The sequence below is a fragment of the Microbacterium sp. M4A5_1d genome, from assembly GCF_053345465.1.
Genome location: NZ_JBKFAD010000002.1, coordinates 686,100 through 711,453 on the forward strand (window position 1 = coordinate 686,100; position 25,354 = coordinate 711,453).

Sequence of the window (25,354 nt, forward strand, 5' to 3'; positions counted from 1 at the left end):
GCCGCCCCGATGCCCCGCCGCGCTGCCGCGGCGCGGCGGGCCGTCACCGCCGCGTCGAGGATCGGCTGACGATCACCCGCTGCACCACGACGAACACGAGCAGCAGCGCGCCCACCGTGATCCGCGTCCACGACTGCTCGGCGCCCAGGAACGAGATGATCGTGCGGATGAGCCCGTAGACGAAGACGCCGATGAGCGACCCGACGACGAACCCGCTGCCTCCCGTGAGGAGGGTGCCGCCGATCACGACCGCGGCGATCGTGTCGAGCTCGGTGCCGACGCCGTTGAGGGGATAGCCCGCGCCCGAGTAGGCCGTGAGCACGATGCCTGCGATCCCCGCGCACACGCCGCTGATGACGTACACCAGCAGGCGGGTGCGCACGACCGGCAGGCCCATGAGGCGCGCCGACTGCTCGCTGCCGCCGATCGCGTACACGGTGCGACCGAAGCGCGTGTAGCGCAGCACGAGCGCGGCCAGCACGACCGTGAGCAGGGCCAGGATGCCGGTGGGCGTGATGTACCAGCCGCCGACCGAGAGGCGGGTCGACTGCAGCCACAGCAGGCCCTCGTCGGCGACCTTGATCGACTCCAGGCTGACCACGAAGGCGAGGCCGCGCGCGAGGAACATCCCGATGAGCGAGGCGATGAAGGGCTGGACGTCGAAGAACTGCACCAGCACGCCGATCAGCAGGCCGATCGCGCCGCCGATCACGATCATCGCCGGCACTGCGACGGCGACGGGCACTCCCTCCGACAGCAGCCTCGCGCACAGGATGCCGGTGAAAGCCATCACGGCGCCGACCGACAGATCGATGCCGCCGGTGAGGATCACGAAGGTCATGCCGACAGCGAGCACCAGGAGGTAGGCGTTGTCGAGCAGGATCGACGACAGGATGCGGGGCAGCTGGAAGTTCGGGAAGTTGATCATGGCGCCCGCGATCATCACGACGAGGATCACGGCGGCGGCGAACACCGGCACGAGGGCGATGTGGCGGCTGAGGAAGCGGCGCCACGGGGTCAGGGCGCGCTCGTGCGCGCGGGGGGCAGCGGTGAGCGATGTCATGACAGCACCTTCGCGTCGGAGCGGGCGGAGACGGCGCGGGCCGCGGGGCGGGCACCGGAGGTGAACCAGCCGCGCACACGGCGCGACTGCAGCAGGACGACCACCAGCACGGCGCCGGCCATGAACACCGGGCTCACGGCGGGCGGGACCCCGAGGAAGGTGATCGTGGTCTTGAGGGTCTGGATCGTGAAGACGCCGATGACGGTTCCGGCGATGCTGAACTTGCCGCCCGCGAGCGACGTGCCGCCGAGCACGACGGCGAGGATCGCGTCGAGCTCGATGTACATCCCCGCCGCGTTCGCATCGGCGGCCATGATGTTCGAGCTGTAGAGAATGCCCGCGATACCAGCGAGGGTGCCGCTGGCGATGTAGGTGCCCCAGATGATCCCGCGCGAGCGGACGCCCGCCAGGCGGCTCGCCTCGGGGTTGATGCCGACGGCCTCGGTCAGCATCCCGAGGGCGGTGCGCCGCTGGACGACGGCGACGACGATGATCGCGGCGACCGAGACGCACAGGGCGAAGGGCAGGCCGAACACGTATCCCTGTGCCATGAACTGGTACGGCTCGCTGTTGATCGTGGTGATGAATCCGCGCGTGATGAGCAGAGCGACACCGCGTCCGGCGAGCATGAGGACGAGCGTGGCGATGATCGGCTGGATGCCGAGCACCGCGACCAGGAAACCGTTCCACGCGCCCAGGACGAGAGAGGTGCCGACACCCGCCGCGATCGCGATCGCGACGACGCCGAGATTCCCCGGCTCGGGCGATGCCTCGATGATCGTGAGGGCGACGGCGCCCGACACGGCCATGATCGCGCCCACGGACAGGTCGATCCCGCGGGTGGCGATCACGAGCGTCATCCCGAGGGCGACGAGCATGAGCGGAGCGCTGTTGCGGAGGATGTCGATGAGCGAGCCGTACAGCTGACCGTTCTGCACCGTCACGCTGAGGAACGAGGGCCGTGACACGGTGTTCACCGCGATCAGGGCCACGAGGGCGAGCGCCGGCCAGACGAGCCGGTGCGTGATGAGCTTCTTCACGCGATCTTCTCCTTATCCGAGGGGTTCTCGGCGTCGCCTTCGGCGATGAAGGCGACCAGTGTGTCGACGTCCACATCCTGGGTCATGAGTTCGCCGATCTTGCGGCGATCGCGCAGAACGGCGACGCGTTGCGCGATGCGCAGCACCTCCTCGAGCTCCGACGAGATGAAGACGACGGCGAGGCCCTGAGCCGCGAGTTCGGCGACCTTGCGCTGGATGTCGGCCTTGGCGCCGACGTCGATCCCGCGGGTGGGCTCGTCGAGGATGAGCAGTTCGGGCGCGGTGGCCAGCCATCGCGCCAGCAGCACCTTCTGCTGGTTGCCTCCCGAGAGGTTGCGCACGAGGGCGTTCGGGTCGGCGGGGCGGACGCCGAGGGCCTCGAGGTACTCGGCCACGAGTGCGTCGCGTTCGCTCTGCGGGACCCGGCGCAGCGCACCGCGTCGCGCCTGCACGCCGAGCACGATGTTCTCGGCGACGGTGAGGTCCGCGATGATGCCCTCGGATCGGCGGTCCTCCGAGGAGAACGCGATGCCGTGATCGAGTGCGTGACGCGGGGTGGTCAGACGGGTCGGGACGCCGTCGACCTCGACGGAGCCGGCATCCGATCGATCTGCGCCGGCGAGCAGGCGCGCCAGTTCGGTGCGGCCCGAGCCGAGCAGGCCCGCGATCCCGACGACCTCTCCGCGGTGCACATCGAGATCGGACGCCTCGATGACGCCGCGGCGTCCGACGCCGCGGGCACGCAGAACCGGGACGGCGTCGCGGTCGATCTCGCGTTCAGCGGTCGACGACAGGGCGTCGAGGGCGCTCAGCTCGCGTCCGATCATGCGCGCCACGAGGGCCTCGCGTCCGAGCTCGACGATGGGGTACTCCCCGACGAGCCCGCCGTTGCGCAGCACCGTGAGACGGTCGGAGATCTCGTAGATCTGGTCGAGGAAGTGCGAGACGAACAGGATGGCGACGCCGCGGTCGCGGAGGCGCCGCATGACAGCGAAAAGCTGCTCGACCTCGCCGCGGTCGAGGCTCGACGTGGGCTCGTCCAGGATGAGGACCCGCGTGTCGATGACCATCGACCGGCTGATCGCGACGAGCTGCTGCACCGCGATCGAGTGGCTGGCCAGCACGGAGTGTGTGTCGACGTCGAGACCGAGCTCCGCGAGGTGTCCGGCGGCCGCCTCGTGCGTTGCGCGCCAGTCGATGCGTCCGGCGCGGCGCACCTCGTTGCCGAGCATCACGTTCTCGGCGACCGAGAGGTTGGCGCAGAGGTTCACCTCTTGATAGACCGTCGAGATCCCCGCGGCCTGCGCGTCGGCGGTGCTGCGGAACGAGCGCTCGCGTCCGTCGACGACGATGCTGCCGCTGTCGATCGCGTAGACGCCCGTGAGTGCCTTGATGAGTGTGGACTTGCCGGCGCCGTTCTCTCCCATGAGGGAGTGGATCTCACCGCCGTAGAGCGTGAGATCGACGGCATCGAGTGCCTTCACGCCGGGGAACTGGATGGTGATTCCGCGCATGGCGACTGCGACGGGGCGTTCCGTGGTCATCATCGACCCGCTTTCTGGAAGGGGTGGCGGCCGGCCCCCGCCGGCCGCCACCCGGGTGTCGGATCAGTAGGGGCGGCTGTCCAGGACTTCCTTCGCCTGCTCCTGCGTGAAGCTCTGGTCCTCGACGATGTAGGTCTTGTCGACCGACTCGCCCGCGACGACGGACTTCACGACCTCGGCCGTCTTCTCGCCGAGCAGCGGGTTGCACTCGACGATGAAGTTGAACTCGCCGTTCGCGAGAGCGGTCATGCCGTCCTTGACCGCATCGATCGTCACGATCTGGATGTCGGTGCCCGGCTTCATGCCCGCCGCCTTGATGGCGTCGAGGGCACCGAGACCCATGTCGTCGTTGTGAGCGAAGAGCACGTTGATCTCGGAGCCGAACTTCTGCAGGAAGCCCTCCATCACGGTCTTGCCCTCGGCGCGGGTGAAGTTGCCGGTCTGCGAGTCCAGCACCGTGATGTCGGTGCCGGCCACGGCGGCGTCGAAGCCGGTCTGCCGGTCGGTCGCGGCGGACGATCCGGTCGTCCCCTCCAGGATCACCATGTTCGTCGGCTTCGAGCCGAAGTTCTCGGCGACCCACTCGCCGGCGGTCTTGCCCTCCTGCTCGAAGTCGAGCCCGATCCAGCTGGCGTAGAGGTCCTCGGATGCCGAGACCGTGCGGTCTTCGAGGATGACGGGGATGCCGGCATCCTTCGCCTCCTTCAGCACGTCGTCCCAGCCGTCGCTGACGATGGGGGCCAGGACGATCGCGTCGACGCCCTGGTTGATGAAGCTGCGCACCGCGGCGATCTGCGCTTCGGGCTTGTTGTCGGCGGCGTTGAAGATCAGGTCGAAGCCGTTCTCAGCCGAGAACGCCTCCTTGATCGACTCGGTGTTGGCGCTGCGCCATCCGCTCTCGGAGCCGGTCTGGGCGAACCCGACCGTGATGACGTCGTCGCCGCCGGACGCGCCGGGAGAGCTGGAGCTCGCGCACGCCGTGGCGCTGAGCGCAACGACGCCGAGCATGGCGATCGCGGTGACGACGGACTTCACCTGGGACATCGGAAACCTCCTCGTTTCGTCCGGCGGCGTCGCCGGATCTCTGATGCGTGTCACCTCTCGGGGACGCTCGAATGTTAGCGCTCACAACACGGGTGCTGTCAAGAGCGTCTCGGGTCACGAATGCGCAATGCCAGGGGGTTCTACGCCATAGGTCGCCTCGGTGATCCGTTTCATCGAGGTGAGCGCTCACAAGAGCCGTGGGCCATGACTGCACCGAGCGGCGATGCCGGTGTCAAGTGCCCTACCGAGCGTCGCGCGGATCGGGATAGGGCTGGGCCAGGGCCGAGGGGCGGCCCGTCACGACAGGAGGCGGCACCGTGTGCACAGGAGTCAGTTGCACCACACGCGATCACTACTTCGGCCGGAATCTCGACCTCGAGTTCTCCTATCACGAGGAGGTGGTCGTGACCCCGCGGAACTTCCCGTTCCGGTTCCGCCGGGTCGACCCGCTCGAGACGCACCACGCGATCATCGGCATCGCGACGATCGCGAGTTCATCCCCTGGGTGCTCGGACGATTCGAGACCGTCGACGAGGTCGAGGCCGCCCTGGCTGGCGTCACGATCGTCGACGTCTCGTTCAGCGAGGCCTTCCCGGCGTCGCCGCTGCACTGGATCATCGCCGACCGCTCGCGTTCGATCACGGTCGAGAGCGTTCGGGAGGGTCTGCGCGTCTCGCCGGAGCTGCCGCCGGATCGCTACAGCCGCGGCATGGGGGCGATCGGGCTCCCCGGCGATCTCTCGTCGTCCTCCCGGTTCGTCAGGGCCGCCTTCACGCGGATGAACTCCGTCGTGGGCGAGTCGGAGTCGGAGTCGATCAGTCAGTTCTTCCAGATCCTCGGATCCGTTGCGCAACAGCGCGGGTGCGTCCACGTCGGCGAGGAGGGCACGTTCGAGATCACCATCTACTCGTCGTGCTGCAACACCGACACCGGCGTGTACTGCTACACGACGTACGAGAACAGCCAGGTCTCCGGTGTCGACATGCACCGGGAAGACCTCGACGCCGATGCTCTCGTGCACTACCCGCTGGTGACCGGCCAGCAGATCAACATGCAGAACTGACGGCGTTCATATCGCATTCGCGCCGTGAACGCGAGCGGGTGCGCGGGCGGAACCGGTCGACCTACCGTGTGATGACCGGGATGAACCGTCCCGGCATCCGGGGATCAGACCCGGACGCAGATCGACGGAAGGGGCCGATATGGGACTCGACGACAAGATCAAGAACGCAGCTCAGGACGTCGCCGGCAAGGCCAAGGAGGCCACCGGCAAGGCGACCGACAACGAGCGTCTCGAAGCCGAAGGTCACAAGGACCAGACCGCTGCCAACGTCAAGAAGGCCGGCGAGAACGTCAAGGACGCCTTCAAGTAAGACGCTCCCTCACGCGAGCGCCCCGGGTCCCCGCGACCCGGGGCGCTCTGCTGTGCGTGCGGCGCCGCGGATCCATTCATATGACTGGATCGGCCTACCACGGGCGGCCTCGGGACTCAAGCGCTTCCTGCCCGGTCCGCGGTGTCGGACGATTCCCTCATGACAGACCTGCTCGCGCCGGACACGGCCGCGGACGAGCCCGCGCGTCCTGGCACCGACGCCGAGCTCGGCGCGCTTCTCACCGCCGTCGCCGCCGGCGACCGGGGAGCGCTCGCCGACCTGTACGACGCGACGTCAGCCGCCGCCTTCGGGCTCGCGCTGCGGCTGACCGCGAACCGAGCGGCCGCCGAAGAGGTGGTGCGGGAAGCGTTCCTGAATGTCTGGCGCGACGCCCGCCGCTACGACCCCGGTGCGGCCCCGGTCCGCGCGTGGATCCTCGGGCACCTCCGGCGTTGCGTCCTCGATCGCGGTGGGCTGGCCGGGCTGCGCGAAGCGCTCACACGCGTCCACGAGACGGGCGGGCCCGCCTGAGCGCCGGCCTGTACCGCACCCGGCGGCATCGAGCAACCCGACGTCGTCGGGTGCGCGGGACCGAAAGACTGGGGCATGGCCTTCATCGGATATCACGCTTCGCACGAACAGCTCGCGCCCAGCGCGCTCCTGGAAGCCGTCATCGAAGCCGAACGCGTCGGCTTCGACGGGGCGTTCAGCGCTGACCATCTCGCCCCGTGGACGCCGCGTCAGGGGCATTCCGGGAACACGATCGCTTGGCTGGGCGCAGCGCTCGCGTCGACGCGGTTCCCCATCGGGTCCGTGTCGACTCCCGGGCAGCTGTATCATCCCGTCGTCAGCGCACAGGCGATCGCCACCCTCGCCGAGATGTTCCCCGGCCGGTACTTCGCGGCGCTCGGCAGCGGTGAGCTGCTCAACGAGCACGTCACGGGGGCGCCCTGGCCATCCAAGGACGAGCGCACGGCACGCCTGGGGGAGTGCGTCGACGTCATGCGGGGGCTGCTCGCGGGTGAGAAGGTCGATCACGACGGCCGCGTCCGCGTGCATGAGGCCCGGCTGTGGAGCCTGCCCACCGGACCGGCGACGCTCATGGCCACCGCGGCCTCGCAGGAGACGGCGCGCTGGGCCGCCGGGTGGGCCGATGGGCTCGTCACGGTCGGGACGAGCCGCGAGCAGGTCGCCGAGATCGTCAGCGCCTACCTGGATGCCGGCGGCCTCGGTCCCACGTGCCTGCAGGTCCACATCGCCCTCGCCGAATCGTCGGACGAAGCCGCCGCGCTCGTGCGCGACCAGTGGCTCCACGGCGTCGTGACGCCCCCGGAGGCGTGGGACATCGCTCAGCCTGAGGACTTCGCGGCCCGCGCGGGCGACCCCACAGACGCCGAACTCGCCGAGCACGTCATCATCGGCGTCGACTCGCCGAGCGGCATCGCCGAGCTGGCGGACCGCCTCGCCGGCCTCGTCTCCACCGGTTTCGACCGGCTCTACATCCACGAGATCTCCCAGGACCAACGCGCCTTCCTCGGCGAGCGGGCGGGGGCGCTCCTGCACGCGTTGCGCGAACGGCTCGGCGCGAGAACCGACCTCCCCGGGGGCGCACGATGAGGATCTCCGACACGAGCGACCTCTGGTGGAAGAACGCGGTGCTGTACTGCGTGGACGTCGAGAAGTACCTCGATGACGACGGCGACGGCGACGGCGATCTGCAGGGCCTCGCTCGGCGGCTGCCCTACCTCGCCGACCTCGGTGTCACCTGCCTGTGGCTCATGCCCTTCTACCCGACGCCCGGACGCGACAACGGCTACGACGTGTCGGACTACTACGGGGTCGATCCTCGGGTGGGGTCCCACGGCGACTTCGTCGAGCTCATCCGTACCGCTGAGGACCGCGGTATCCGGGTCATCGTCGATCTCGTCATGAACCACACCTCCGACCGGCATCCCTGGTTCCTCTCGGCGCGCGAGAGCCGCGACTCGCCCTACCGCGACTTCTACGTGTGGCGGGACGAGATCCCCGACGACCCCCGTGAGACGCAGTTTCCCGGCGAGGAGGACGGCGTCTGGGAGTGGGACGAGAAGACCGGGCAGTACTACCTCCACAGCTTCTATTCGCACCAGCCCGATCTGAACGCCGAGAACCCGGCCGTCCAGCGCGAACTGGCGAAGGTCATGGGCTTCTGGCTGCAGCTGGGAGTCTCCGGCTTCCGGGTGGACGCGGTGCCCTCGTTCGTCTCCGCGCCCGAGCGCCGCGAGCCGCAGCGTGATCACGATGTCCTGCGCGCGCTGCGGCGCTTCGCCCAGCGGCGCTCGAGCGCGGCGATGCTCGTGGGCGAGGTCAACGTCCCGCACGATGAGCAGGCCGCGTACTTCGGGGCCGACGGCGACGGCGAGCTGCACATGCAGTTCGACTTCGCCAGCAACCAGGCGCTGTATCTCTCGCTCGCGCGAGAAGACCCGCAGCCGCTGCGCTCCGCGCTCGAGAGCCGGCCCGACATCTCGACGATCTCGCAGTGGGCGAACTTCGTCCGCAACCACGATGAGCTCACCCTCGATCAGCTGTCGGACGCCGAGCGCGAAGAGGTCTTCGCCGCCTTCGCCCCCGAGGAGTCGATGCAGGTCTTCGGGCGCGGCATTCGGCGACGCCTTCCTCCGATGCTGGGCGGCGATCCGCGCCGCATCCGCCTCGTCTACAGCCTGCTCTTCTCGCTCCCCGGAACACCGGTGCTGCTGTACGGCGAGGAGATCGGGATGGGTGAGAACCTCGACATCGACGAGCGGGACGCCGTCCGCGTGCCGATGCAGTGGCGTCCCGACGGCGGATTCTCCACCGCCGCCGCGAGCGCGCATCCGCTGCCGTCGCCCGAGGGGCCGTATGGGCCCCAGCACGTGAACGTCGAGGCGCAGCTCATGGCCCCCGACTCGCTGTTCACGTTCGTCCGCGGGCTCGCGCGGAGCTACCGGCAGTCCCCGGAGATCGGCTGGGGCGACCTCGAGCTCGTACCCGCCACCGCGCCGTCTGTACTCGCGCATGGCGCCCGCACGAGCGAGAGCCGATTCGTCGCCGTGCACAACTTCGCGGGGGAGCCGGTCGCCTTCGAGATCGACCTCGGCGAGGAGCCCGACGGCACCGAGCTCGTCTGCCTCGCCTCGGGCGAGAGCTGGGCGCTCGAGGGGGCCACGGTCTCGATGGAGCTCGACGGCTACGGTGCGCGCCGCCTGCGCGTCACGCGCCCGGGTGACGGGCGCCTGCGCTGAGGGGGTTAATCCGCGGGTGAAGCCTCGGGTGAAATCCTCCCCGGGGGCGGTGTGGGCGTCCGGTTCGCGAGCAGGATGGGGACGGGAGCTCGGGAGACGGGGAACGGAAGGCCGGGGGGATCGTCCGTTCCCCGCCTCCGGGCCCGGTCGGCGCTAGCGGGCGATGGTCGTCACGGCGTCGCCCGACCACACGATGACCTCGTCGTCGAAAGCGGCGATCGCCGCCGGCGCGGCCGGATCGCTGTCGGGGATGCACTCCGGGGTCGAGGCTGTTCCCGCCGCGTCGACCCACGTCAGGGCCAAGGTTCCCGCGCAGGCATCCGTCCCGGCGCTCACGAGCGCGGTCGCGCGGCCCAGGACATCGAGAGCGACGACATCCGCGAGCGGTAGAGGAGCGAACGCACCGCTGCCGACGCGGGTGTGGGCGACCCCGTCGCACACCAGAGCGGTCTGCTGCGCCCCCACTCGCACGCTGGCGGGGGCGGCGCAGGGGAGCGCGACCTCGCCCGAGGGCGACGCCAGCACCGTGGGTGCGGAGCCCGAGGGATAGGTCGCTCGCGCCAGGAGATCGGGGTACGGGTCCCAGAACCGGCCCTGCGTGTACGTCCGCAGCAGCTGGGGAGAGCAGTCCGCCGCATCGGCGATCAGCTCGGCCTCGGTGCCGGACAGACCCGACAGCGCGCGGACCTGAGCGATGCCGCGGGAACGCGGGGTGACGTCGACCCAGGTGGTGCCGCCGTCGTCTGATCGCTCGACGACCGGTTCGCCGGCGCCGCAGGCTCCCGCCGTCGCGCGCCACAGCATGCCCTCGGCTGAGCGAGCGAGGAAGCGCTCCTCGGCACCGCCCGTGGCGGGGGTCGCGCTCGACGACGGTGAAGCGCTCGCGTCCGGCCCCGGCCCCCGGAACGAGAAGGTCGGCACGGGGCCCGCGGTCGGCGCGCCCGACGGCTGCGGACTGCGGTCGTGCTGCAGCGCCAGCGCCGTGAGCGCGACCACGACGAGCGCGAGCGCGCCGACGCCGGCCACCGACAACGCGCGGGCGATGGGCGGTGCGGTCAGGTCACGTCGCGCCATGCGCCATCAGCTCGCAGAAGGACCGGAGCGGCGGGACTCGTCGGAGGAGCGAGCGCGGAAGCCGAGGTCATCGAGCGTCGGAGCCGGACCGGTCTCGACCGGCTCGGCGCGGCGTCCCCGACGACCGCGCGGCTGCTTCGCCGGGGCGGCGGGCTTGCCGCGGCGAGCCTCGCGGGCCGCGTTCTCCTCCTGCGTGTAGCCGTAGCCGTAGCCGTAGCCGCCGTAGTACGCGTCGGGCCCGCGGGTGGGCACCATCGTCAGCACCACGCCGGCGACCTTGGCGTCGACGGTCTGAAGAGCGTCGATGGCGCCGGTGAGCTGATGGCGGGTCGTCCGGCCCGCCGCGACACCGACGATCGCTCCGCTGGTCGCACGGGCGAGGATGGCCGCGTCCGTCACGGGCAGGAGCGGCGGGGCGTCGCACAGCACCACGTCGAAGTCGCGCTCCAGGACCTCGAGCAGCTGACGCATCTGGGGCGATGCGAGCAGCTCGCTCGGGTTCGGCGGGATCTTGCCCGACGGCAGCACATACAGGCTGCGACCGCCCCAGGGCAGCATGACGTCGCCCAGGCGTGCTCGGCCGATCAGCACATCGGTGAGGCCCGCTCCGCCCTCGAGGCCGAGATACTCGTCGACCTTCGGCTTGCGCAGGTCGGTGTCGAGCAGGGCGACCTTCTTGCCGGCGTCGGCGAGGGCGATCGCGAGGTTGATGGTCGTGGTCGACTTGCCTTCGCTCGGCACCGAGCTCGTGACGACGAAGCTGGAGCGGCCACCCATGTCGAGGAACTGCAGGTTGGTGCGCAGCGCGCGGAACGATTCCGCGCGGGGGCTCAACGGATCGGCGTGCACGATGAGCGGCCGGTCCTTCGCCTTCGGGTCGAAGGCGATGGCGCCGATGAGGGGCGACTCGGTGACCTGCTCCACATCGCGCGAGCTGCGGATGCGGGTGTCGAGCACGGTGCGCAGGACCGCGATCCCGATGCCGAGCGCCAGGCCGACGAGGAGGCCGAGCGCGAGGTTGAGGGGAACGTTCGGGCTCGACGGGCTGAGGGCCGGCTGGGCGTCGCGGACGCGCGACAGCTGAATGGGGCTCGCGCCCGACTCGCTCGCGGGCTCGATCGCGGGGACCGCCGCCGACAGGCTCGCAGCCAGGGCGTTGGCGATGTCCGCCGCCGCGACCGGATCGGTGTCGACCACGGTGATCGTGATGAGCGTCGTGTTCAGGGCAGCGCTCGCGTTGACCTTCTCGGCGAGCTGGCCCGCCGTCGTCCCGAGGCCGAGCTCGGCGATCACCGGGTTCATCACGATCGGCGTCGAGACGAGGCCGACGTACGTGTTGATCCGCGCCTGCGCGAACGTCGACCCCTGCTGCAGCTCGGCGACGCTGCCGGAGGTCTGCGTCGAGACGAAGACCGTGCTGGACGATTCGTAGGTGGGCGTGCGCGTCAGCGAGTACGCGGCCGCGGCGCCCACACCGACGAGGGTGACCACGAGGATCACGATCCAGTTCTTGCGGAGGATGCGAATGTAGTCGGAGAGCTCCATGCTGCCCTTCGGTGCGCGCCACGAGGGCATCGGCGGAAACTCGGATCAGTCTGCCACAGCCATGTTTCCGGCCGGGGTCGGATCGCGCACCTCGGATCAGGAGGTCGTCGCGACCGCCACGACGCGCACCACCTGGTCGATCGCGGGATCGAGCTGCGCCGCCGACGCCTCATATGTCGACCACGACCGGCGGTAGGGGTCGACGACGTCATCCTCCGTCGGATCGGCGGGCGGGAGGACGAGGCCGCGCTGGCCCGCGACCGCTGCGACCGCCGCCCGCAGTCTGCCCGCGGCATCCTGGTCGGCCGCCGTCGCGACGGCCCCCTGCAGCGCGGCGTCCGACAGCGACGAGGCCAGGCGCGCGAACTCGCGCACGGTGAACGCCACGCGTGTCCGCGCGGGGACGAGCTCCGCCACGGCGCGCCGGTGCTCGCGGGCCATCGCCAGGACGAGGTCGGCCGAGACGAGGTGCTGCTCGGTCAGGAAACGAGCCCGGTGCGCCTCGGCATCCGAGGCCGAGATTCCGCGCGCCAGCGCCAGGCGCTGCGCCTCGGGCGTCATCCCGTGATCGGCCAGGCCTCGCGTCCCGGCGCTCGTGACGCGCACGCCCCGGCCGGCCAGACGGGTCTGGAGCATCAGAGCCGCCAGGGGTGAACGGCAGATGTTCCCCGTGCAGATGGTCGCGATCTCGATCATGGGACCTCCGCTAACGTGGGCGCGTGCACACCCACCCTAGCGAGCCGGTCGCGACGACGTCGCGGCGCCCACGTCACCGTCGCGTCGACTGGCGCCAGGGCGGATCGAGCGTGCGCCGGTGGCGCGAGATGATGCTCGCCTGGGCGCTCGTGAGCCTGGGCGCGGGAATCCTGCTGGGGTATCTCGTGCTGTGGCTCCAGCCCGCGGCGTCGTGGTCGGGCGTCGCCGCGACGGCGGCGCTCTGGCTCGGGATGCTGATCCCCGTCGTCCTCGCGCTTCGCGTCTCGCGACCCGCGGGTCTCCTCCGGTTCCGAGCCGCCGACCTCCTCATCGGGCTCGGCTTCGGCATCGTGCTCCGTCTGGTGCAGGGGCTCATCCAGCAGGGGGTCGAGGGGCAGGCCCGCTTCCCCGGGCTCCTGCTCGTCGACGGGCGGCTTCCCGCGAGCTGGTGGCTGACGGATGCCGCCGCCGCGGGGCTGGTCGCCCCGGTCCTCGAGGAGTTCTTCTTCCGCGGGGTCGTGCTCGTCGCGGTCTACACGCTGCTGCGCCGGGCCGCGGGGCCGGCCACGGCCGGCGTGGCGGCACTGCTGGTGTCGACGGCCGTCTTCCTCGTGAGTCATCTCGTCGGCGGGGCCCTCGGTGTCGACGGCGTCCTCTCGATCGCGCTGGTCGGGGTCGTGTGCGCCGGCCTCGTCCTCCTGACCGGGCGCATCTGGACCGGCGTCGTCGCACACGTCGTGTTCAACCTCTCGGGCGTGGGCCTCGCCCTCGTCGGGGCGTTCGCGGGCTGAGAACGCCGGAGAGCGCGGAGCCGGCATGACGACCTGGTGGAACGCAGTCTCCGGAGGCGCCTTCTACACGCGGTGGAGCGCGGCGGTGTCGCTGCTGGTCGCCGGCGTGTTCTCGGTGCCGTCCGTCGGCGGCGCCGGAATCGAGGCGTATCTGCGCGGTGCCACGGTGGCCGTCCTGGGCTGGTCGGTGCTCGCGGCGATGGTCGTCCCGGTCGCCGCGGCCGAACGGCGGCTCGCGTCGCGTCCCGCGCGCGGCGTCGTCGTGCTCGCGTCGCTCGTCGTCGTCGCGACGATCCGTCCCGCCGTCAACGACGCCATCAGCTCCGCCCTGTTCGGCATCGTCCCGAGCGGGCCGGCGTCGTCGCGGATCGCGACCAACCTCGTCACCGCGCTCGCGCTGCTGTCCATCGTCGCCGTCATCACGTCGCGTCACGCCGCCGCACGGGCAGCCGCCGAGCGGTTGCGCGCGGCGCTCGTGCGGGTCGAGCGCGCGGAGGCGCACCGGCAGCATGTCGCGGCCGAGGCCCGCGCCGCGCTCGTGGCGGGCATCGCGGCCCTGCGCCGCTCACGCGAGCGCATGCTCGCCGGACCGATCGATTTCGACGTCGTCCGCACCTTCTCGGAGGATGTCCGCGGGCTCAGCCACCGCATCGACCGCCTGTTGCGCGAGCGCGACGACGAGATGAGCGAGGCCGGCCCCGCGTCGCACGGGAGAGGCCCGGGCCTGTCGATGCGGCTGGTCGCGCCGCCGTGGTTCAGCGTCGCGCCGCTCTACGCGCTGGCGTGCTTCCCCTACGCCGTCGCCGCCGGCGGCGTCGGAGTGGGCCTCGCCGGCATCGCGGGGGGAGTCGTCGTCGATGTCATCGCCGGCGGTGCGGTGCGTCGGTGGGCCCGGCCGCCGCGTCCGGTCGTCTTCCTGCTGGTGTGGATCGCCGCCGGGTGCGCGATGAGCGTCGTCACCTACCTCTTCCTCCCGCGCATCGGTGTGCTCGGCCTCGTCCCCGTGCTCGCCGTCCCGGTCGTCGCGGTGCTGGTCGGCCTCTGCCGCGACGCGCTGTCGCGCGCCCGTACCGATGAGCGCCGGGCGGCGGCCGGGCTCGCCGAGGTCGCACGCGAGGCCGCCGAGATCGATGAGAGCGCGGGCCCGCGGCGCGCCATCGACGTGCTGCACGGGCGCGCGCAGGGCGCCTGCGTCGTCTTCGCGGCCCGCGTCGACGAGCGCGCCCCGACCCCCGACGAGGTGGACGACTTCCGGTGCCGTACCGAGGCCGCGTTCGAGGAGATCCTCGAGTCCGGTGACCCCGAGCGGATGCCGGCGAGCGAGTCGCTGGATCGCCTGATCGAGGCGTGGGCGCCCGCCGTCGCGGTCACGCAGCGCATCGACGACGCGGTCCGGCTGCGGTTGAGCGACCCCGACGCGGCCGAGCGCGTCGTCTCCGTCGTCACCGAGGCGCTCGTCAACGCCGTCAAGCACTCCGGGGCGCGGCGTGCCCGGGTCGTGGCGCGGGTCACCGGATCGGGTTCGCTGCTGCTGCGGGTGTCGTCGCCCGGGCGGCTCGGGCCCGTTTCCGGACGCGGTCTCGGGACCGTCGGGCGACGCGTGTACCAGGACGGCGACGACGTCGTCCTGGAGACGGTCATCACGCTGCCGTCACTGTGAGGGCGGCAGGCGCAGGGTGACGGTCGTCCCGGTTCCCCTGATGCTCTCGATGGATGCCTCTCCGCCGAGTCGTCGCGCGATGTCGCGGACGCTCGCGAGGCCGACGCCCGTGCCGCCGTCGCCCGGATCGGAGAGGCGGCCGCGGTGATAGGGCTCGAAGATCGAGGCGAGGTCGTCGGAGTCGATGCCCCGGCCGCTGTCGGCGACCGTCACCACGGCGGCATCCGGCTCCTCCGACACCGACACGACGATGGTGTCCTCGCTGTACTTGGCAGCGTTGTCGATGACGTTCGCGAGAGCGCGTCGCAAGAGCGCGCGATCGGTCGAGACGTGGGCGCGGCCGGCGCCGCGGACATCCACGCGCTCGTTGACGTCGCCCGGCAGCACGAGTTCCGCCGCCTCACGGGCGAGGGTCAGCAGGTCGGTCTCCTCGCTCTCATCGCCGTCGGTTCCCCGCACATGCGCCGAGAGCTCTGCGGCCATGGCGATGATGTGGTCGGTCACGCGTGAGACGTGTTGCAGCAGACCCGACTGCGCCTCCGGGATCTCGTCCTCGAGCAGGTCGACGTAGCCGCGCAGAGCGGTGATCGGCGAGAGAAGGTCGTGGGCGAAGGCCCGCAGGAAGCCGTCCTTCTCGTCGTCCAGGCGCTTGGCCTCGCTCAGGTCGCGCACGATCTTGACGAAGCCCGCGGGTTCGCCGTCGTCGTCGCGGACCGCGGTGATCAGCACGTGCGCCCAGAACAGCGTGCCGTCGCCGCGCACCCGCCAGCCGGTGTCCTCGACCGACCCGTCGGTGCGTGCGGCGGCGAGCAGTCGCGCCGGCCGACCGCGCTCGCGGTCCTCGCGGCGGTAGAAGCGCGAGAACGACGTGCCGATGACCTCATCCGCGGGGTAGCGCTTCAGACGCTCGGCCCCGGGGTTCCATGACCGCACCACGCCGGCGTCGTCGAGCTCGACGATCGCGACCGACGTCACCTGCGCGGCCCAGTCGGTGGCCGTGCCCGCGAGGACGGCACCCGTCGCGCGGGCGTGGTCATAGGGGGAAGCGCTCATCGTCGTCGTCACCTCGAACGGGCCGAGTTGTCGAGAATCTCAGCGTCGAGGTCATTCTTCCGTCGTGACGAATGTGCCGCCCGCGCTTGACACGGGGTGGTCGAGTGCACGATCGTCGTGCGCCGCACCGGGCAGCACGATCGCCATCGCCGTGCCGCCCGATGCCGAAGCGCCCACGCGAACACGGCCGCCGTGCGCGACGACGGCGTTGCGGACGACCGAGAGGCCGATGCCGAAGCCCTGGATCGCGTTCTCCCGGGCATAGGGGGTCCGGTAGAACGGATCGAACACGCGCGTCCGCTCGATCGAGGTGAGCCCGGGGCCGTTGTCGCTGACGACGACGTGCACACCCGACTCGTCGACGCGCTGGCCGATGACGACCGCGGACGAGGGCGGGCTGAACTTCACGGCGTTGATCAGCAGCTCCTCGAGCGACTGGCGGATGCGCACCGGGTCGAGCACGACCCGGTCGTGCGTCGCACCGATCTGCTGGATCGAGCTGCCGCGACGCTCGGCGCGCGGCGAGACGGCGCGCACGGCCGAGGCGATCAGGTCGCTGAGTGTCACCGGACGCGGCGAGACCTCGGTGTCGGTCGACGCGGCGGCGAGCAGTTCGTTGATGCGGTCGGTGAGCACCAGCACGTTGCGCTCGACCAGCGAGAGGTAGCGCGTCGCTGCGGCGTCGTCGGGCCGGACGTGGTCGGTCAGAAGATCGAGGTAGCCGGTCACGCTCGTCAGCGGCGTCCGCAGCTCGTGCGACACCGTGCGGAGGAAGTCGTGTCGCAGCTGCGCGGCATCGGCCATCTCGGTCACGTCGTGGGCGACCACCAACGTGCCCAGGAGAGTCCCGTCGGCGCGGCGCACGCGGTCGGCGTCGGCGAGGATGGCCCGTTGCGCCGCCGGCGGACCGACCCACTCGACGGCGTCGCTCACCCTGTCGCCGCGCAGGGCGCGGGGGATGAGCTGCTGATGATGGGGTACCGGCGTCGTGCGGTCCGCCGCCAGCACGGCGTCACCCGCGTAGGGAGCCTCGCTGAGCGAGAACCCCATCGCTCGGGAGAGGTCCTCGGCGGTGCGGTTCGCGAGCATGAGCCGCCCCGCGTCGTCGTAGAGGGCGACACCGCTGCGGACGGTGTCGAGCACCGTGCGCAGGACGAGTTCGTTGTCGCGGGCCCGGGCGAGCGCGCGCTCCCGTTCCTCGTGGGATGCGCGCAGGCGGCGGCCGCTGCGCCGCAGATGCTGGGCGGCGATGTTGACGACGACGGCGACGGCGAGGATGAGGCCCGGGAGGGTGAAGACGTTCGCCCACTCGAGCGGCGTGACCGGCCAGCTGCCGCGGACGAAGAAGGGGAGCGAGGTCATGAGCGCCGCCCCGCCCACGGCGGCGGTGAAGGCGATGGGCGGGAAGCCGTAGGCGATCCAGAGGATGGGGAAGATCGCCAGCATACTGACACCGGGCAGGAGCCACACCACCTCGGTGCGCACGAGCGCGACGGCGACGATGTCCGTCACGGCGAGGGTGACCAGCCAGGAGGGCGAGAACCGCTCCCACGGGAGGAGGGCGCCGGCCATCGACGCGAGGATGACGATCACGACCGCGGCGCACATGAACGGCGACGAGAGTGACTCTGGTGCTCCGAAGGCGAGCGCGACGATCACGACGAACGTGCCGACCACGAACGGCAGCTGCGCCCGGGTGAAGACGCGGATGCGACCGAGGCGAGAGCGCCGCAGTTCGAACAGGGGCATCCGGGGTCTCCGATCGGGGTGCATGAGAGATCGAGGACGGCCCGGGGGGACAGGCGCGGCTTTGATAACGTCGACAGATAGCGTACGCTGTCTCTTTGGTGCGCGTGCCACGCAGGCGTGCCGCTACGAACGTGAGCCCTCCACTGGCGTGTTCGTCCGATTTCGGACCAACCACCCCGGAGCGGGATTCACGAACTCCTCCGTTCGATTCAAGAAAGCAGCACTACTGTGACGCGCACTTTCACCCCCAAGGCTGGCGAGATCCAGCGCGAGTGGCTGGTCATCGACGCAACCGACGTCGTCCTCGGCCGCCTCGCCTCTCACGCCGCCGTCCTCCTCCGCGGCAAGCACAAGGCTTCGTTCGCCCCTCACGTCGACACCGGTGACTTCGTCATCGTCGTCAACGCCGACAAGGTGGCCCTGACGGGTCAGAAGCTCCAGAAGAAGATGGCCTACCGCCACTCGGGCTACCCGGGCGGCCTCAAGTCGGTCTCCTACGAGGAGCTCCTCGAGAAGAACCCCGTCCGCGCGGTCGAGAAGGCCATCCGCGGCATGCTCCCGAAGAACAGCCTGGGCCGCCAGCAGCTCTCGAAGCTCAAGGTCTACGCCGGTGCCGAGCACCCGCACGCTGCGCAGCAGCCCACCACCTACACCTTCGACCAGGTCGCCCAGTAAGCGCCGCGAAAACACTCAAGGAAACACTGATGGCGAAGATCGCTGACTCCCTCGAGGAGACCCCCCAGAACTACTCGACCGAGACGCCCGCCTCGGAGGCTGCTGCAGCCGCCGCGCCCCGTCCGGTCCTCTCGGTTCCCGGTGCCGCCGTGGGCCGCCGCAAGCAGGCCATCGCCCGCGTGCGCCTCATCCCCGGTTCGGGCACCATCACGGTCAACGGGCGCACGCTCGAGGACTACTTCCCGAACAAGCTCCACCAGCAGCTCATCAACGACCCGTTCACGGTGCTCGAGCTCGCCGGCTCGTACGACGTCATCGCCCGCATCTCCGGTGGCGGCCCCTCGGGCCAGGCCGGCGCGCTGCGCCTCGGCATCGCCCGTGCGCTCAACGAGATCGACGCTGAGAACAACCGCCCGACCCTGAAGAAGGCCGGCTTCCTCTCGCGCGACGCTCGCGTCAAGGAGCGCAAGAAGGCTGGTCTCAAGAAGGCCCGTAAGGCTCCTCAGTACTCGAAGCGTTAAGCTCCGTGGCGCTGTTCGGTACGGACGGTGTTCGGGGGCTGGCCAACGGCCCCCTCACCGCCGAACTCGCACTCACCCTGGCCCAGGCGACTGCCGTCGTCCTGGGCCAGGGCCGTATCGCGGAGGCGCGCAAGGCAGCCGGCAAGAGGCTGACCGCCGTTGTGGCGCGCGACCCGCGCGTCTCGGGGGAGTTCCTCTCCGCCGCGGTCGCCGCCGGGCTGGCGTCTTCGGGAGTCGACGTTCTCGACGCCGGGGTGCTGCCGACGCCCGCTGCGGCGTTCCTCGTCAGCGACATCGACGCCGACTTCGGCGTCATGGTCTCCGCGTCCCACAATCCCGCGCCCGACAACGGCATCAAGATCTTCGCCCGCGGCGGGGTCAAGCTCCCCGACGAGGTCGAGCGCCGTATCGAGGAGGCCCTCACCGGGCCCAAACTCCAGCCCACCGGCGCCGACGTCGGCCGCATCCGTGTTTTCGCCGATGCCGAGGACCGCTACGTCGTCCACCTGCTGGGCTCGCTGCCGCATACCCTCGACGGGCTGCACGTCGTGCTCGACTGCGCTCACGGAGCGGCATCCGGGGTGTCTCCGCAGACGTTCCGCGACGCGGGTGCGAAGGTCACTGTCATCGGTGCCGACCCGGACGGTCTCAACATCAACGACGGGGTCGGCTCGACCCACCTCGACCGCGTCGCAGCAGAGGTGATCCGGACCGGAGCCGACATCGGCATCGCCCACGACGGCGACGCCGATCGCTGCCTCGCCGTCGACGCCGACGGTCGTGTCATCGACGGCGACCAGATCATGGCGATCCTCGCCGTGGCGATGAAGCAGCGGGGGCGGCTGCCGTTCAGCACCCTCGTCGCGACCGTCATGAGCAACCTCGGTCTGCACCGGGCCATGGCCGAGCACGGCATCACCGTCGAGCAGACCGCGGTCGGCGACCGCTACGTGCTGGAGCGGATGAACCAGGGCCGCTTCGGGCTCGGTGGAGAGCAGAGCGGGCACGTCATCATGAGCCGCTACGCGACGACCGGCGACGGCCTGCTGACCGGGCTGCACCTCGCCGCCGAGATGGCTCGGCAGGGCAAGACCGCGGCCGAGCTCGCGGCCGTCATGACGGTGTATCCCCAGGTCCTCGTGAACGTCCGCGGCGTCGATCGCGACCGGGTCGAGAGCGACGCCGGCGTGCAGGATGCCGTCGCCTCGGCGTCCGCGCGCCTCGGCGACTCCGGCCGTGTGCTGCTGCGCGCCTCGGGTACCGAGCCGCTCGTGCGGGTGATGGTTGAGGCGACCACCGAGGCCGAGGCCCAGGCGATCGCCGACGAGCTCGCGGCCGTCGTGGCCGACCGCCTCGCGCTCAGGTGATGCGTCCTCGCAGCTCCGCCTCATCGGTGGGCGCGTCGGCGAGGACGAGGCGCGCAGCATCCGTGGCGTCGGCGACGTTCCAGAGCAGCACGCCGACCGGCGCGCCCGTCTCGTCGCGGTAGTACACCACTGTCCGCGGTCCGGATTCGTCGTCGCCGGTCTCCACGACGAGGGTGTCGAGATCGGGGTCGAGGGTGCCGACCGCCTCCCACCGGACGTCGAACACCTGCGAGTAGAAGTACGGGGTGTGGCGGTAGGCCTCGCCGCCGCCCGCCATCGATCGCCCGGCCGCCCGGCCCATCTCCTGGGCGTTGTCCACGTGCTCGACGCGGGTGCGACCGAGCAGCCGGTCAGGGTACGAGGCGATGTCGCCGGCCGCCCAGATCGCGTCGTCGGTCGTGGCGAGGAACGCGTCGACCACGACCCCGTCATCGACGGCGAGCCCGGACTGCTCGGCGAGGTCGGTCACCGGCGAGACGCCGAGGCCGAGCACGACCGCGTCGCCGCGCAGCCGCGATCCGTCGTCGAGCACGACCTCGAGGCCGTCGGCCGACGCGTCCGTGACCACCTCCTCGACCCGGCGGTCGGGCACCAGGCGCACACCAGCGTCTCGGAACAGCCGCTGGTACCGCTCGGCGAGCGGAGGCGGGAACGTGCCGTCGCCGAGTGTGGTGCTCGGGAAGACCAGATCGACCCCCACGCCGTTCTGCACGAGGGCGGCGGCGAGCTCCGCGCCGATGTAGCCCCCGCCGACCACGACGATCCGCTCGCCCTCGGCGGCGAGCTCGCGCAGCCGCCGGTAGTCGTCGGCGGAGCGGAAGAAGAGCACCCGGTCGCTGTCGGGCGCATCGACCTCGTGCGGGCGTGAACCGGTCGCGAGGAGCAGCCGACGGTAGCCGAAGCGCTCGCCGGATTCGTCCTCGACCGTGCGCCCGTCGCGGTCGATCGCGGTCACGGTGGTCCGCAGTCGGATCTCGGCGCCCGTGTCGTCGGCCGTGCCGAGCGGCACCTGATCCCAGGTGAAATCCGGGTGGGCGCCACCCGATCCCAGCGCGTGCCGCCGACTCCAGCCGAGCGTATGATGCGCGCGTTAACGGCGACGTCGCTCGGATTCGCTAGGATTTCGGCCGGTGCGGCAGCGGCCCGCCGAAGTCGAGGGGGCGGATGTGAACCGGGGGCGAACATCGCGACATCGAGCGCGGGTTCGTCCGGGCGTCGCGATCTGGTGGGATGCCGTGTCGAGCGGGCGGTTCTTCACACCCTGGAGCGCCCTCGTCGCCGTTCCCGTCTCCGCCATCGTCCTCGCCCCCTACGCGACCGTCGACACGCCCCTGGAGCTGCTGTCGGCGCAGTTCTCCGGTTTGCTCGTCGCGGGGATCCTGGCTGTGGCCCTGCTGCCGGTCGTGCTCGCGGAACGACGGATACCGTCATCGACGGCACGCGGGGTGCTCGTGCTGGCGGCTCTCGTCGCCGCGGCCGTCGCGCGGCCCTTCCTCAACGACGCTCTGGCGGTCGGTGCGTTCGGACTCGGAACCGACCCCGCGTGGAGCGAGCGCATCGTGACCAACGTCGTCGCGTGGGTGAGCGTGCTGTCACTCGTGGCCGTGACCGAACAGCTCTACGTCAGCTCGCGGACCGCGAGGACGCGCCTCGCCGACGCGCTGCGGACGGTGACCGACGAGCAGCGCCGCGCCGGTCGCTACGAACGGGACACGCGCGAGTTCCTCACGTCCGAGATCAGCGCCCTGCGCACCGCGCTGGCCGCTCTCGTCGCTTCCCCGCTCGACTTCGAGCGCGTGCGAGGTTTCTCCGACGGCGTCCGCTCGGTGAGCCACCGGGCCCGAGATCGCGCGGGGCTCGAGCTCGCCGACATCTCTCCCGACGACGCGGGGCCGTCGGCGATCGAGACGGCACGCACCGTGTTCGAGCGATTGCGTCCGCCGGCGCCGGGCCTCGTCGGCGTCATCTTCGCCGCGGGGAGCGCGCCGTTCGCGCTGCGCACCGAGGGCCCCGTCTTCGCGGCGGTCCTCATCGTCGGGGTGCTCGCCCTGTGCCTCGCGGTCGACCGGCTCACCCGCGGCATCGCCTGCCGCTCGTCCGCGCTGCGACGGGGGAGACGCCTCGTCGGGCTGTGGCTCGGCGCGGGGATCGTGGTGGCCGCGGCGGCGGCGGTGCTCGTGGGGGAGCCCAGCTTCATCCCCGTCATCCCTGCGATCGCACTGCCCGGCATCGCGATCGTGGCGGCGCTGTGTGCCGAGGCGATCCACCGGGGCCGGGTCGAGACCCGTCGGCTGGGCCGTGCGCTGCAGGCGCTCGTCCGCTCCGCCGCGGACCAGACCTCGAGCACGAGGCAGAACCTGGCGCATGCCTCCGACGTCCTTCACAGCCGGGTCCAGAGCACGTGCGTGATCCTCGCGGCCCGCGTGGACGACGAGATCGCGACGCCCGGCGACATCCGCGACTTCGAGCTCGCGATCAGCGCGGGGCTGACCGACGCCCTCGGGGCCCGTCGGCCCGGGGCGGCGCGAGCGGCGGACCTCGCCGAGACCGTGGCGATCTGGCGACCCGTGCTGACGGTGTCTTCCGCGGTGGATCCTGCTGCGACGGTCGCCATGTCGGACGCCCTCGTGACGACGCGCGTCGTCGCGGTCGTGGCCGAAGGGCTCGTGAACGCGGTCAAGCATGCCGCGGCCCGCTCGGCCGACATCGAGGTGCGAGGCGCCGCCGACGGGGCATCCCTGTCGGTCCGCGTCCGCACCCCCGGGCGGTTGCGCAGCGACGCCGGTGCGGCGACGGGCCTGGGCCTCGCCGGGCTCGGACCGTCGGCGCGGGTGTTCCAGAACGGCCGCGACGTCGTTCTCGAAGCCTCCGTGCCGGTCGGCGCGGACGTCGGGTGATCGACGGTCAGGGACGCGGAGCGCTCCATGACAGCGACTCGATGTAGCGGAGAAGCACTCCCTCGCGCAGCGCCCAGGGCGAGACCTCGAGCTCGTCGACGTCGAACGCGCGCATCGCCTCGTGGAGGACGACGGCGCCCGCGACGATCTGGAAGGTGCGGTCGGCGGTGATCCCCGGGAGCTCCTGCCGGGCGGATGCCGGGATGCGGGCGAGCCGCGGGATCCACGAGTTCAGCGCCGAGCGGGGCAGGGTCATCCGCTCGATCCCCGACCAGCCCGGCACCGGGTCGCCCGCGAGCTTCGCCAGCGAACGGATGGTCTTGGAGGAGCCGACGACGTGGTCGGGTCGAGGGCTGTCCGCCATCGACGCGACGATCGGCTTCAGGGTCGCGCGCGCGTGCTCCCGCAGGACGTCGACGGCATCCTCGCCCGGCGGGTCGGCGGGCAGGAACTGCACCGTCATCCGGCCTGCGCCGAGCGGCACCGAGGCGGCCGTGTCGGGCAGCTCGTCACTGCCGGCCGCGATCTCGAGAGAACCGCCGCCGATGTCGAACAGCAGGATCTCGCCCGCGGACCAGCCGAACCAGCGGCGCACCGCCAGGAAGGTGAAGCGCGCCTCCGACTCGCCGCCGAGCACCTGCAGGTCCTGCCCCAGGGCTTCCTCGATCGCGGCGATGACCTGCGGTCCGTTCGCGGCGTCGCGCACGGCGCTCGTGGCGGTGGCGAGGAGCTCAGCGACGTTCTCCGTGCGCGACACCGCGACCGCCTCGGTCACGGCGGCTACGAGGGCGCGGACGCCGTCGTCGCTGATCGAGCCGTCGGGCTCGAGATAGCGCATCAGTCGCAGCACCGTCCGCTTGCTCGTCCGGGCGAGGGGGCGCCCTCCGGGGCGGACATCGGCGACGAGCAGGTGGACGGTGTTCGAACCGATGTCGAGGACTCCCAGACGCACAGGTTCACAGTAGTGGCAGGCCGCCAGCGCCGCCGGGCCTCCGGCCGGGGGTTACGATGAGCGCGATGTCCCCTGAAGATGTGCAGGCGCTGGCGCCGCTCGCTCCCGCCCTGTACCGCGAGATCGACCGCTCCGACTGGTCCCGGCTCGCGGCGGGTGTGACCCAGCCGCTGACCGAGACCGAGATCGTCCAGCTCCGCGGACTCGGGGACCGGATGGACCTCGGTGAAGTGTCGCAGGTCTACCTCCCGCTCAGTCGGCTGCTCTCGCTGTACGCCAGCGCGACCCGGCGCCTCGGGGCCGACACCGACGCGTTCCTCGGCGAGCAGGACAGCACGACGCCCTTCGTCGTCGGCGTGGCCGGATCGGTCGCCGTCGGGAAGTCGACCGTCGCGCGTCTGCTTCGCGAGCTGATGAGTCGCTGGCCCGGGACGCCCCGGGTGGAGCTCGTCACGACCGACGGCTTCCTGTATCCCAACGCCGAGCTCGAGCGTCGCGGGCTGATGGCTCGGAAGGGCTTCCCCGAGAGCTACGATCGCCGCGCGCTGATCGAGTTCCTCACGGAGGTGAAGTCCGGCGCCCCCGAGGTGCACGCCCCGTTCTACTCGCATATGCGGTACGACATCGTCCCGGACGCGCAGATCACCGTCCGCCGCCCCGACGTCGTGATCGTCGAGGGGCTGAACGTCCTGGCACCGCCGCCCGCGCCGCACGAGGTCGCCGTCAGCGACATGTTCGACTTCTCGATCTACGTCGATGCGGATGCCGAGCACATCAGTCAGTGGTACGTCGAGCGCTTCATGGCGCTCAAGGCGGGCGCATTCAACAACCCCTCGTCGTACTTCAACACCTTCGCCGACCTGGACGACGACGAAGCGGTGGCGATGGCGCGCGGCTTCTGGAACGACATCAACCTCCCGAACCTCGTCGAGAACGTCCTGCCGACGAAGCACCGGGCGACACTGATCCTGCACAAGGGCGCTTCGCACGCCGTCGAGCGCGTGCTCCTGCGGAAGGTCTGACTGCCTCGACCCGGCGTTCTGT

Annotated in this window: 22 protein-coding genes and 1 pseudogene; 12 read left to right on the forward strand and 11 right to left on the reverse strand. The window is 71.0% G+C overall.

Annotated elements, in window-relative coordinates; genetic code table 11:
* Positions 1 to 43: 43 nt before the first annotated feature.
* From ACLBWJ_RS11525 to ACLBWJ_RS11540, 4 genes are all read right to left on the reverse strand, one after another.
* Positions 44 to 1,063: an ABC transporter permease subunit gene (locus tag ACLBWJ_RS11525; protein ID WP_447660345.1), complete on the reverse strand. Its 1,020-nt coding sequence runs from the start codon at positions 1,061 to 1,063 to the stop codon at positions 44 to 46.
* Positions 1,060 to 2,103, reverse strand: a complete 1,044-nt coding sequence (locus ACLBWJ_RS11530) for an ABC transporter permease (RefSeq protein ID WP_112617864.1) — start codon at positions 2,101 to 2,103, stop codon at positions 1,060 to 1,062. The genes ACLBWJ_RS11525 and ACLBWJ_RS11530 overlap by 4 nt, the downstream gene beginning before the upstream one ends.
* Positions 2,100 to 3,647 (reverse strand): sugar ABC transporter ATP-binding protein, encoded by a 1,548-nt coding sequence (locus ACLBWJ_RS11535; RefSeq protein WP_447660346.1) that lies wholly within the window; start codon positions 3,645 to 3,647, stop codon positions 2,100 to 2,102. The genes ACLBWJ_RS11530 and ACLBWJ_RS11535 overlap by 4 nt, the downstream gene beginning before the upstream one ends.
* Before the next feature lie 63 nt (positions 3,648 to 3,710).
* Positions 3,711 to 4,691 carry an ABC transporter substrate-binding protein gene (locus ACLBWJ_RS11540; protein ID WP_114587640.1) on the reverse strand — a complete coding sequence of 327 codons (981 nt, stop codon included), beginning with the start codon at positions 4,689 to 4,691 and terminating at the stop codon, positions 3,711 to 3,713.
* Positions 4,692 to 5,008: 317 nt separating this feature from the next.
* On the opposite strand from ACLBWJ_RS11540, the pseudogene ACLBWJ_RS11545 reads away from it, so the two are divergent.
* The 5 genes and pseudogenes from ACLBWJ_RS11545 (at position 5,009) to ACLBWJ_RS11565 (ending at position 9,330) form a co-directional block, all read left to right on the forward strand.
* Positions 5,009 to 5,754, forward strand: a pseudogene (locus ACLBWJ_RS11545) (linear amide C-N hydrolase).
* 139 nt (positions 5,755 to 5,893) lie between these two features.
* Positions 5,894 to 6,064: a CsbD family protein gene (locus ACLBWJ_RS11550; protein ID WP_094260399.1), complete on the forward strand. Its 171-nt coding sequence runs from the start codon at positions 5,894 to 5,896 to the stop codon at positions 6,062 to 6,064.
* Between the two features lie 159 nt (positions 6,065 to 6,223).
* A complete protein-coding gene (locus ACLBWJ_RS11555) occupies positions 6,224 to 6,595 on the forward strand; it encodes a sigma factor (RefSeq protein ID WP_282501480.1) in 372 nt (123 codons plus the stop codon).
* 75 nt (positions 6,596 to 6,670) lie between these two features.
* On the forward strand, positions 6,671 to 7,681 hold the full coding sequence (locus ACLBWJ_RS11560) for an LLM class flavin-dependent oxidoreductase (protein ID WP_447660347.1): 1,011 nt from the start codon (positions 6,671 to 6,673) through the stop codon (positions 7,679 to 7,681).
* A complete protein-coding gene (locus ACLBWJ_RS11565) occupies positions 7,678 to 9,330 on the forward strand; it encodes an alpha-amylase family protein (protein WP_447660348.1) in 1,653 nt (550 codons plus the stop codon). The genes ACLBWJ_RS11560 and ACLBWJ_RS11565 overlap by 4 nt, the downstream gene beginning before the upstream one ends.
* 153 nt (positions 9,331 to 9,483) lie before the next feature.
* Here the strand turns inward: ACLBWJ_RS11565 and ACLBWJ_RS11570 are convergent, their stop codons facing one another.
* The 3 genes from ACLBWJ_RS11570 to ACLBWJ_RS11580 all read right to left on the reverse strand — a co-directional run bounded on the left by ACLBWJ_RS11570 (position 9,484) and on the right by ACLBWJ_RS11580 (position 12,645).
* The gene (locus ACLBWJ_RS11570) at positions 9,484 to 10,404 is read right to left on the reverse strand and encodes a hypothetical protein (RefSeq protein WP_323986541.1); all 921 of its coding nucleotides are present in this window, start codon (positions 10,402 to 10,404) and stop codon (positions 9,484 to 9,486) included.
* A gap of 6 nt (positions 10,405 to 10,410) precedes the next feature.
* Positions 10,411 to 11,949 (reverse strand): polysaccharide biosynthesis tyrosine autokinase, encoded by a 1,539-nt coding sequence (locus ACLBWJ_RS11575; protein WP_112617871.1) that lies wholly within the window; start codon positions 11,947 to 11,949, stop codon positions 10,411 to 10,413.
* 96 nt (positions 11,950 to 12,045) lie between these two features.
* Complete coding sequence (locus ACLBWJ_RS11580) at positions 12,046 to 12,645, reverse strand: arsenate reductase/protein-tyrosine-phosphatase family protein (protein ID WP_274179367.1); 600 nt, start codon at positions 12,643 to 12,645, stop codon at positions 12,046 to 12,048.
* 23 nt (positions 12,646 to 12,668) lie between these two features.
* Between ACLBWJ_RS11580 and ACLBWJ_RS11585 the strand changes: the two genes are divergently transcribed.
* Both ACLBWJ_RS11585 and ACLBWJ_RS11590 read left to right on the forward strand, forming a co-directional pair.
* Positions 12,669 to 13,436, forward strand: a complete 768-nt coding sequence (locus ACLBWJ_RS11585) for a CPBP family intramembrane glutamic endopeptidase (protein ID WP_323986539.1) — start codon at positions 12,669 to 12,671, stop codon at positions 13,434 to 13,436.
* 25 nt (positions 13,437 to 13,461) lie between these two features.
* Positions 13,462 to 15,096, forward strand: coding sequence for an ATPase (locus tag ACLBWJ_RS11590; protein WP_323986537.1), 1,635 nt, complete (start codon positions 13,462 to 13,464; stop codon positions 15,094 to 15,096).
* Here ACLBWJ_RS11590 and ACLBWJ_RS11595 read toward each other — a convergent pair.
* Together ACLBWJ_RS11595 and ACLBWJ_RS11600 are read right to left on the reverse strand one after the other, a co-directional pair.
* Positions 15,088 to 16,149 (reverse strand): sensor histidine kinase, encoded by a 1,062-nt coding sequence (locus ACLBWJ_RS11595; protein WP_112617938.1) that lies wholly within the window; start codon positions 16,147 to 16,149, stop codon positions 15,088 to 15,090. The genes ACLBWJ_RS11590 and ACLBWJ_RS11595 overlap by 9 nt on opposite strands.
* A gap of 51 nt (positions 16,150 to 16,200) precedes the next feature.
* Entirely contained in the window at positions 16,201 to 17,898 is a 1,698-nt protein-coding gene (locus tag ACLBWJ_RS11600; RefSeq protein WP_282501474.1) for a PAS domain-containing sensor histidine kinase, read from the reverse strand.
* A gap of 228 nt (positions 17,899 to 18,126) precedes the next feature.
* Here ACLBWJ_RS11600 and rplM point away from each other — a divergent pair, with 228 nt between their 5' ends.
* The 3 genes from rplM to glmM are packed head-to-tail and all read left to right on the forward strand — an operon-like array spanning position 18,127 to position 20,461.
* A complete protein-coding gene (rplM, locus tag ACLBWJ_RS11605; protein WP_112617876.1) occupies positions 18,127 to 18,573 on the forward strand; it encodes a 50S ribosomal protein L13 in 447 nt (148 codons plus the stop codon).
* 29 nt (positions 18,574 to 18,602) lie between these two features.
* Entirely contained in the window at positions 18,603 to 19,094 is a 492-nt protein-coding gene (gene rpsI / locus ACLBWJ_RS11610; protein ID WP_023954328.1) for a 30S ribosomal protein S9, read from the forward strand.
* Between the two features lie 5 nt (positions 19,095 to 19,099).
* A complete protein-coding gene (gene glmM, locus ACLBWJ_RS11615; RefSeq protein WP_447660349.1) occupies positions 19,100 to 20,461 on the forward strand; it encodes a phosphoglucosamine mutase in 1,362 nt (453 codons plus the stop codon).
* Here glmM and ACLBWJ_RS11620 read toward each other — a convergent pair.
* Positions 20,454 to 21,470 carry an NAD(P)/FAD-dependent oxidoreductase gene (locus ACLBWJ_RS11620; RefSeq protein ID WP_274179362.1) on the reverse strand — a complete coding sequence of 339 codons (1,017 nt, stop codon included), beginning with the start codon at positions 21,468 to 21,470 and terminating at the stop codon, positions 20,454 to 20,456. The genes glmM and ACLBWJ_RS11620 overlap by 8 nt on opposite strands.
* 157 nt (positions 21,471 to 21,627) lie before the next feature.
* Between ACLBWJ_RS11620 and ACLBWJ_RS11625 the strand changes: the two genes are divergently transcribed.
* Positions 21,628 to 23,358 carry a hypothetical protein gene (locus ACLBWJ_RS11625; RefSeq protein ID WP_282501471.1) on the forward strand — a complete coding sequence of 577 codons (1,731 nt, stop codon included), beginning with the start codon at positions 21,628 to 21,630 and terminating at the stop codon, positions 23,356 to 23,358.
* A gap of 7 nt (positions 23,359 to 23,365) precedes the next feature.
* Here ACLBWJ_RS11625 and ACLBWJ_RS11630 read toward each other — a convergent pair whose 3' ends face one another.
* On the reverse strand, positions 23,366 to 24,310 hold the full coding sequence (locus ACLBWJ_RS11630) for a Ppx/GppA phosphatase family protein (RefSeq protein ID WP_269268822.1): 945 nt from the start codon (positions 24,308 to 24,310) through the stop codon (positions 23,366 to 23,368).
* A gap of 65 nt (positions 24,311 to 24,375) precedes the next feature.
* On the opposite strand from ACLBWJ_RS11630, the gene coaA reads away from it, so the two are divergent.
* A complete protein-coding gene (gene coaA, locus ACLBWJ_RS11635; RefSeq protein WP_404568870.1) occupies positions 24,376 to 25,332 on the forward strand; it encodes a type I pantothenate kinase in 957 nt (318 codons plus the stop codon).
* The last annotated feature ends 22 nt before the right edge of the window (positions 25,333 to 25,354 follow it).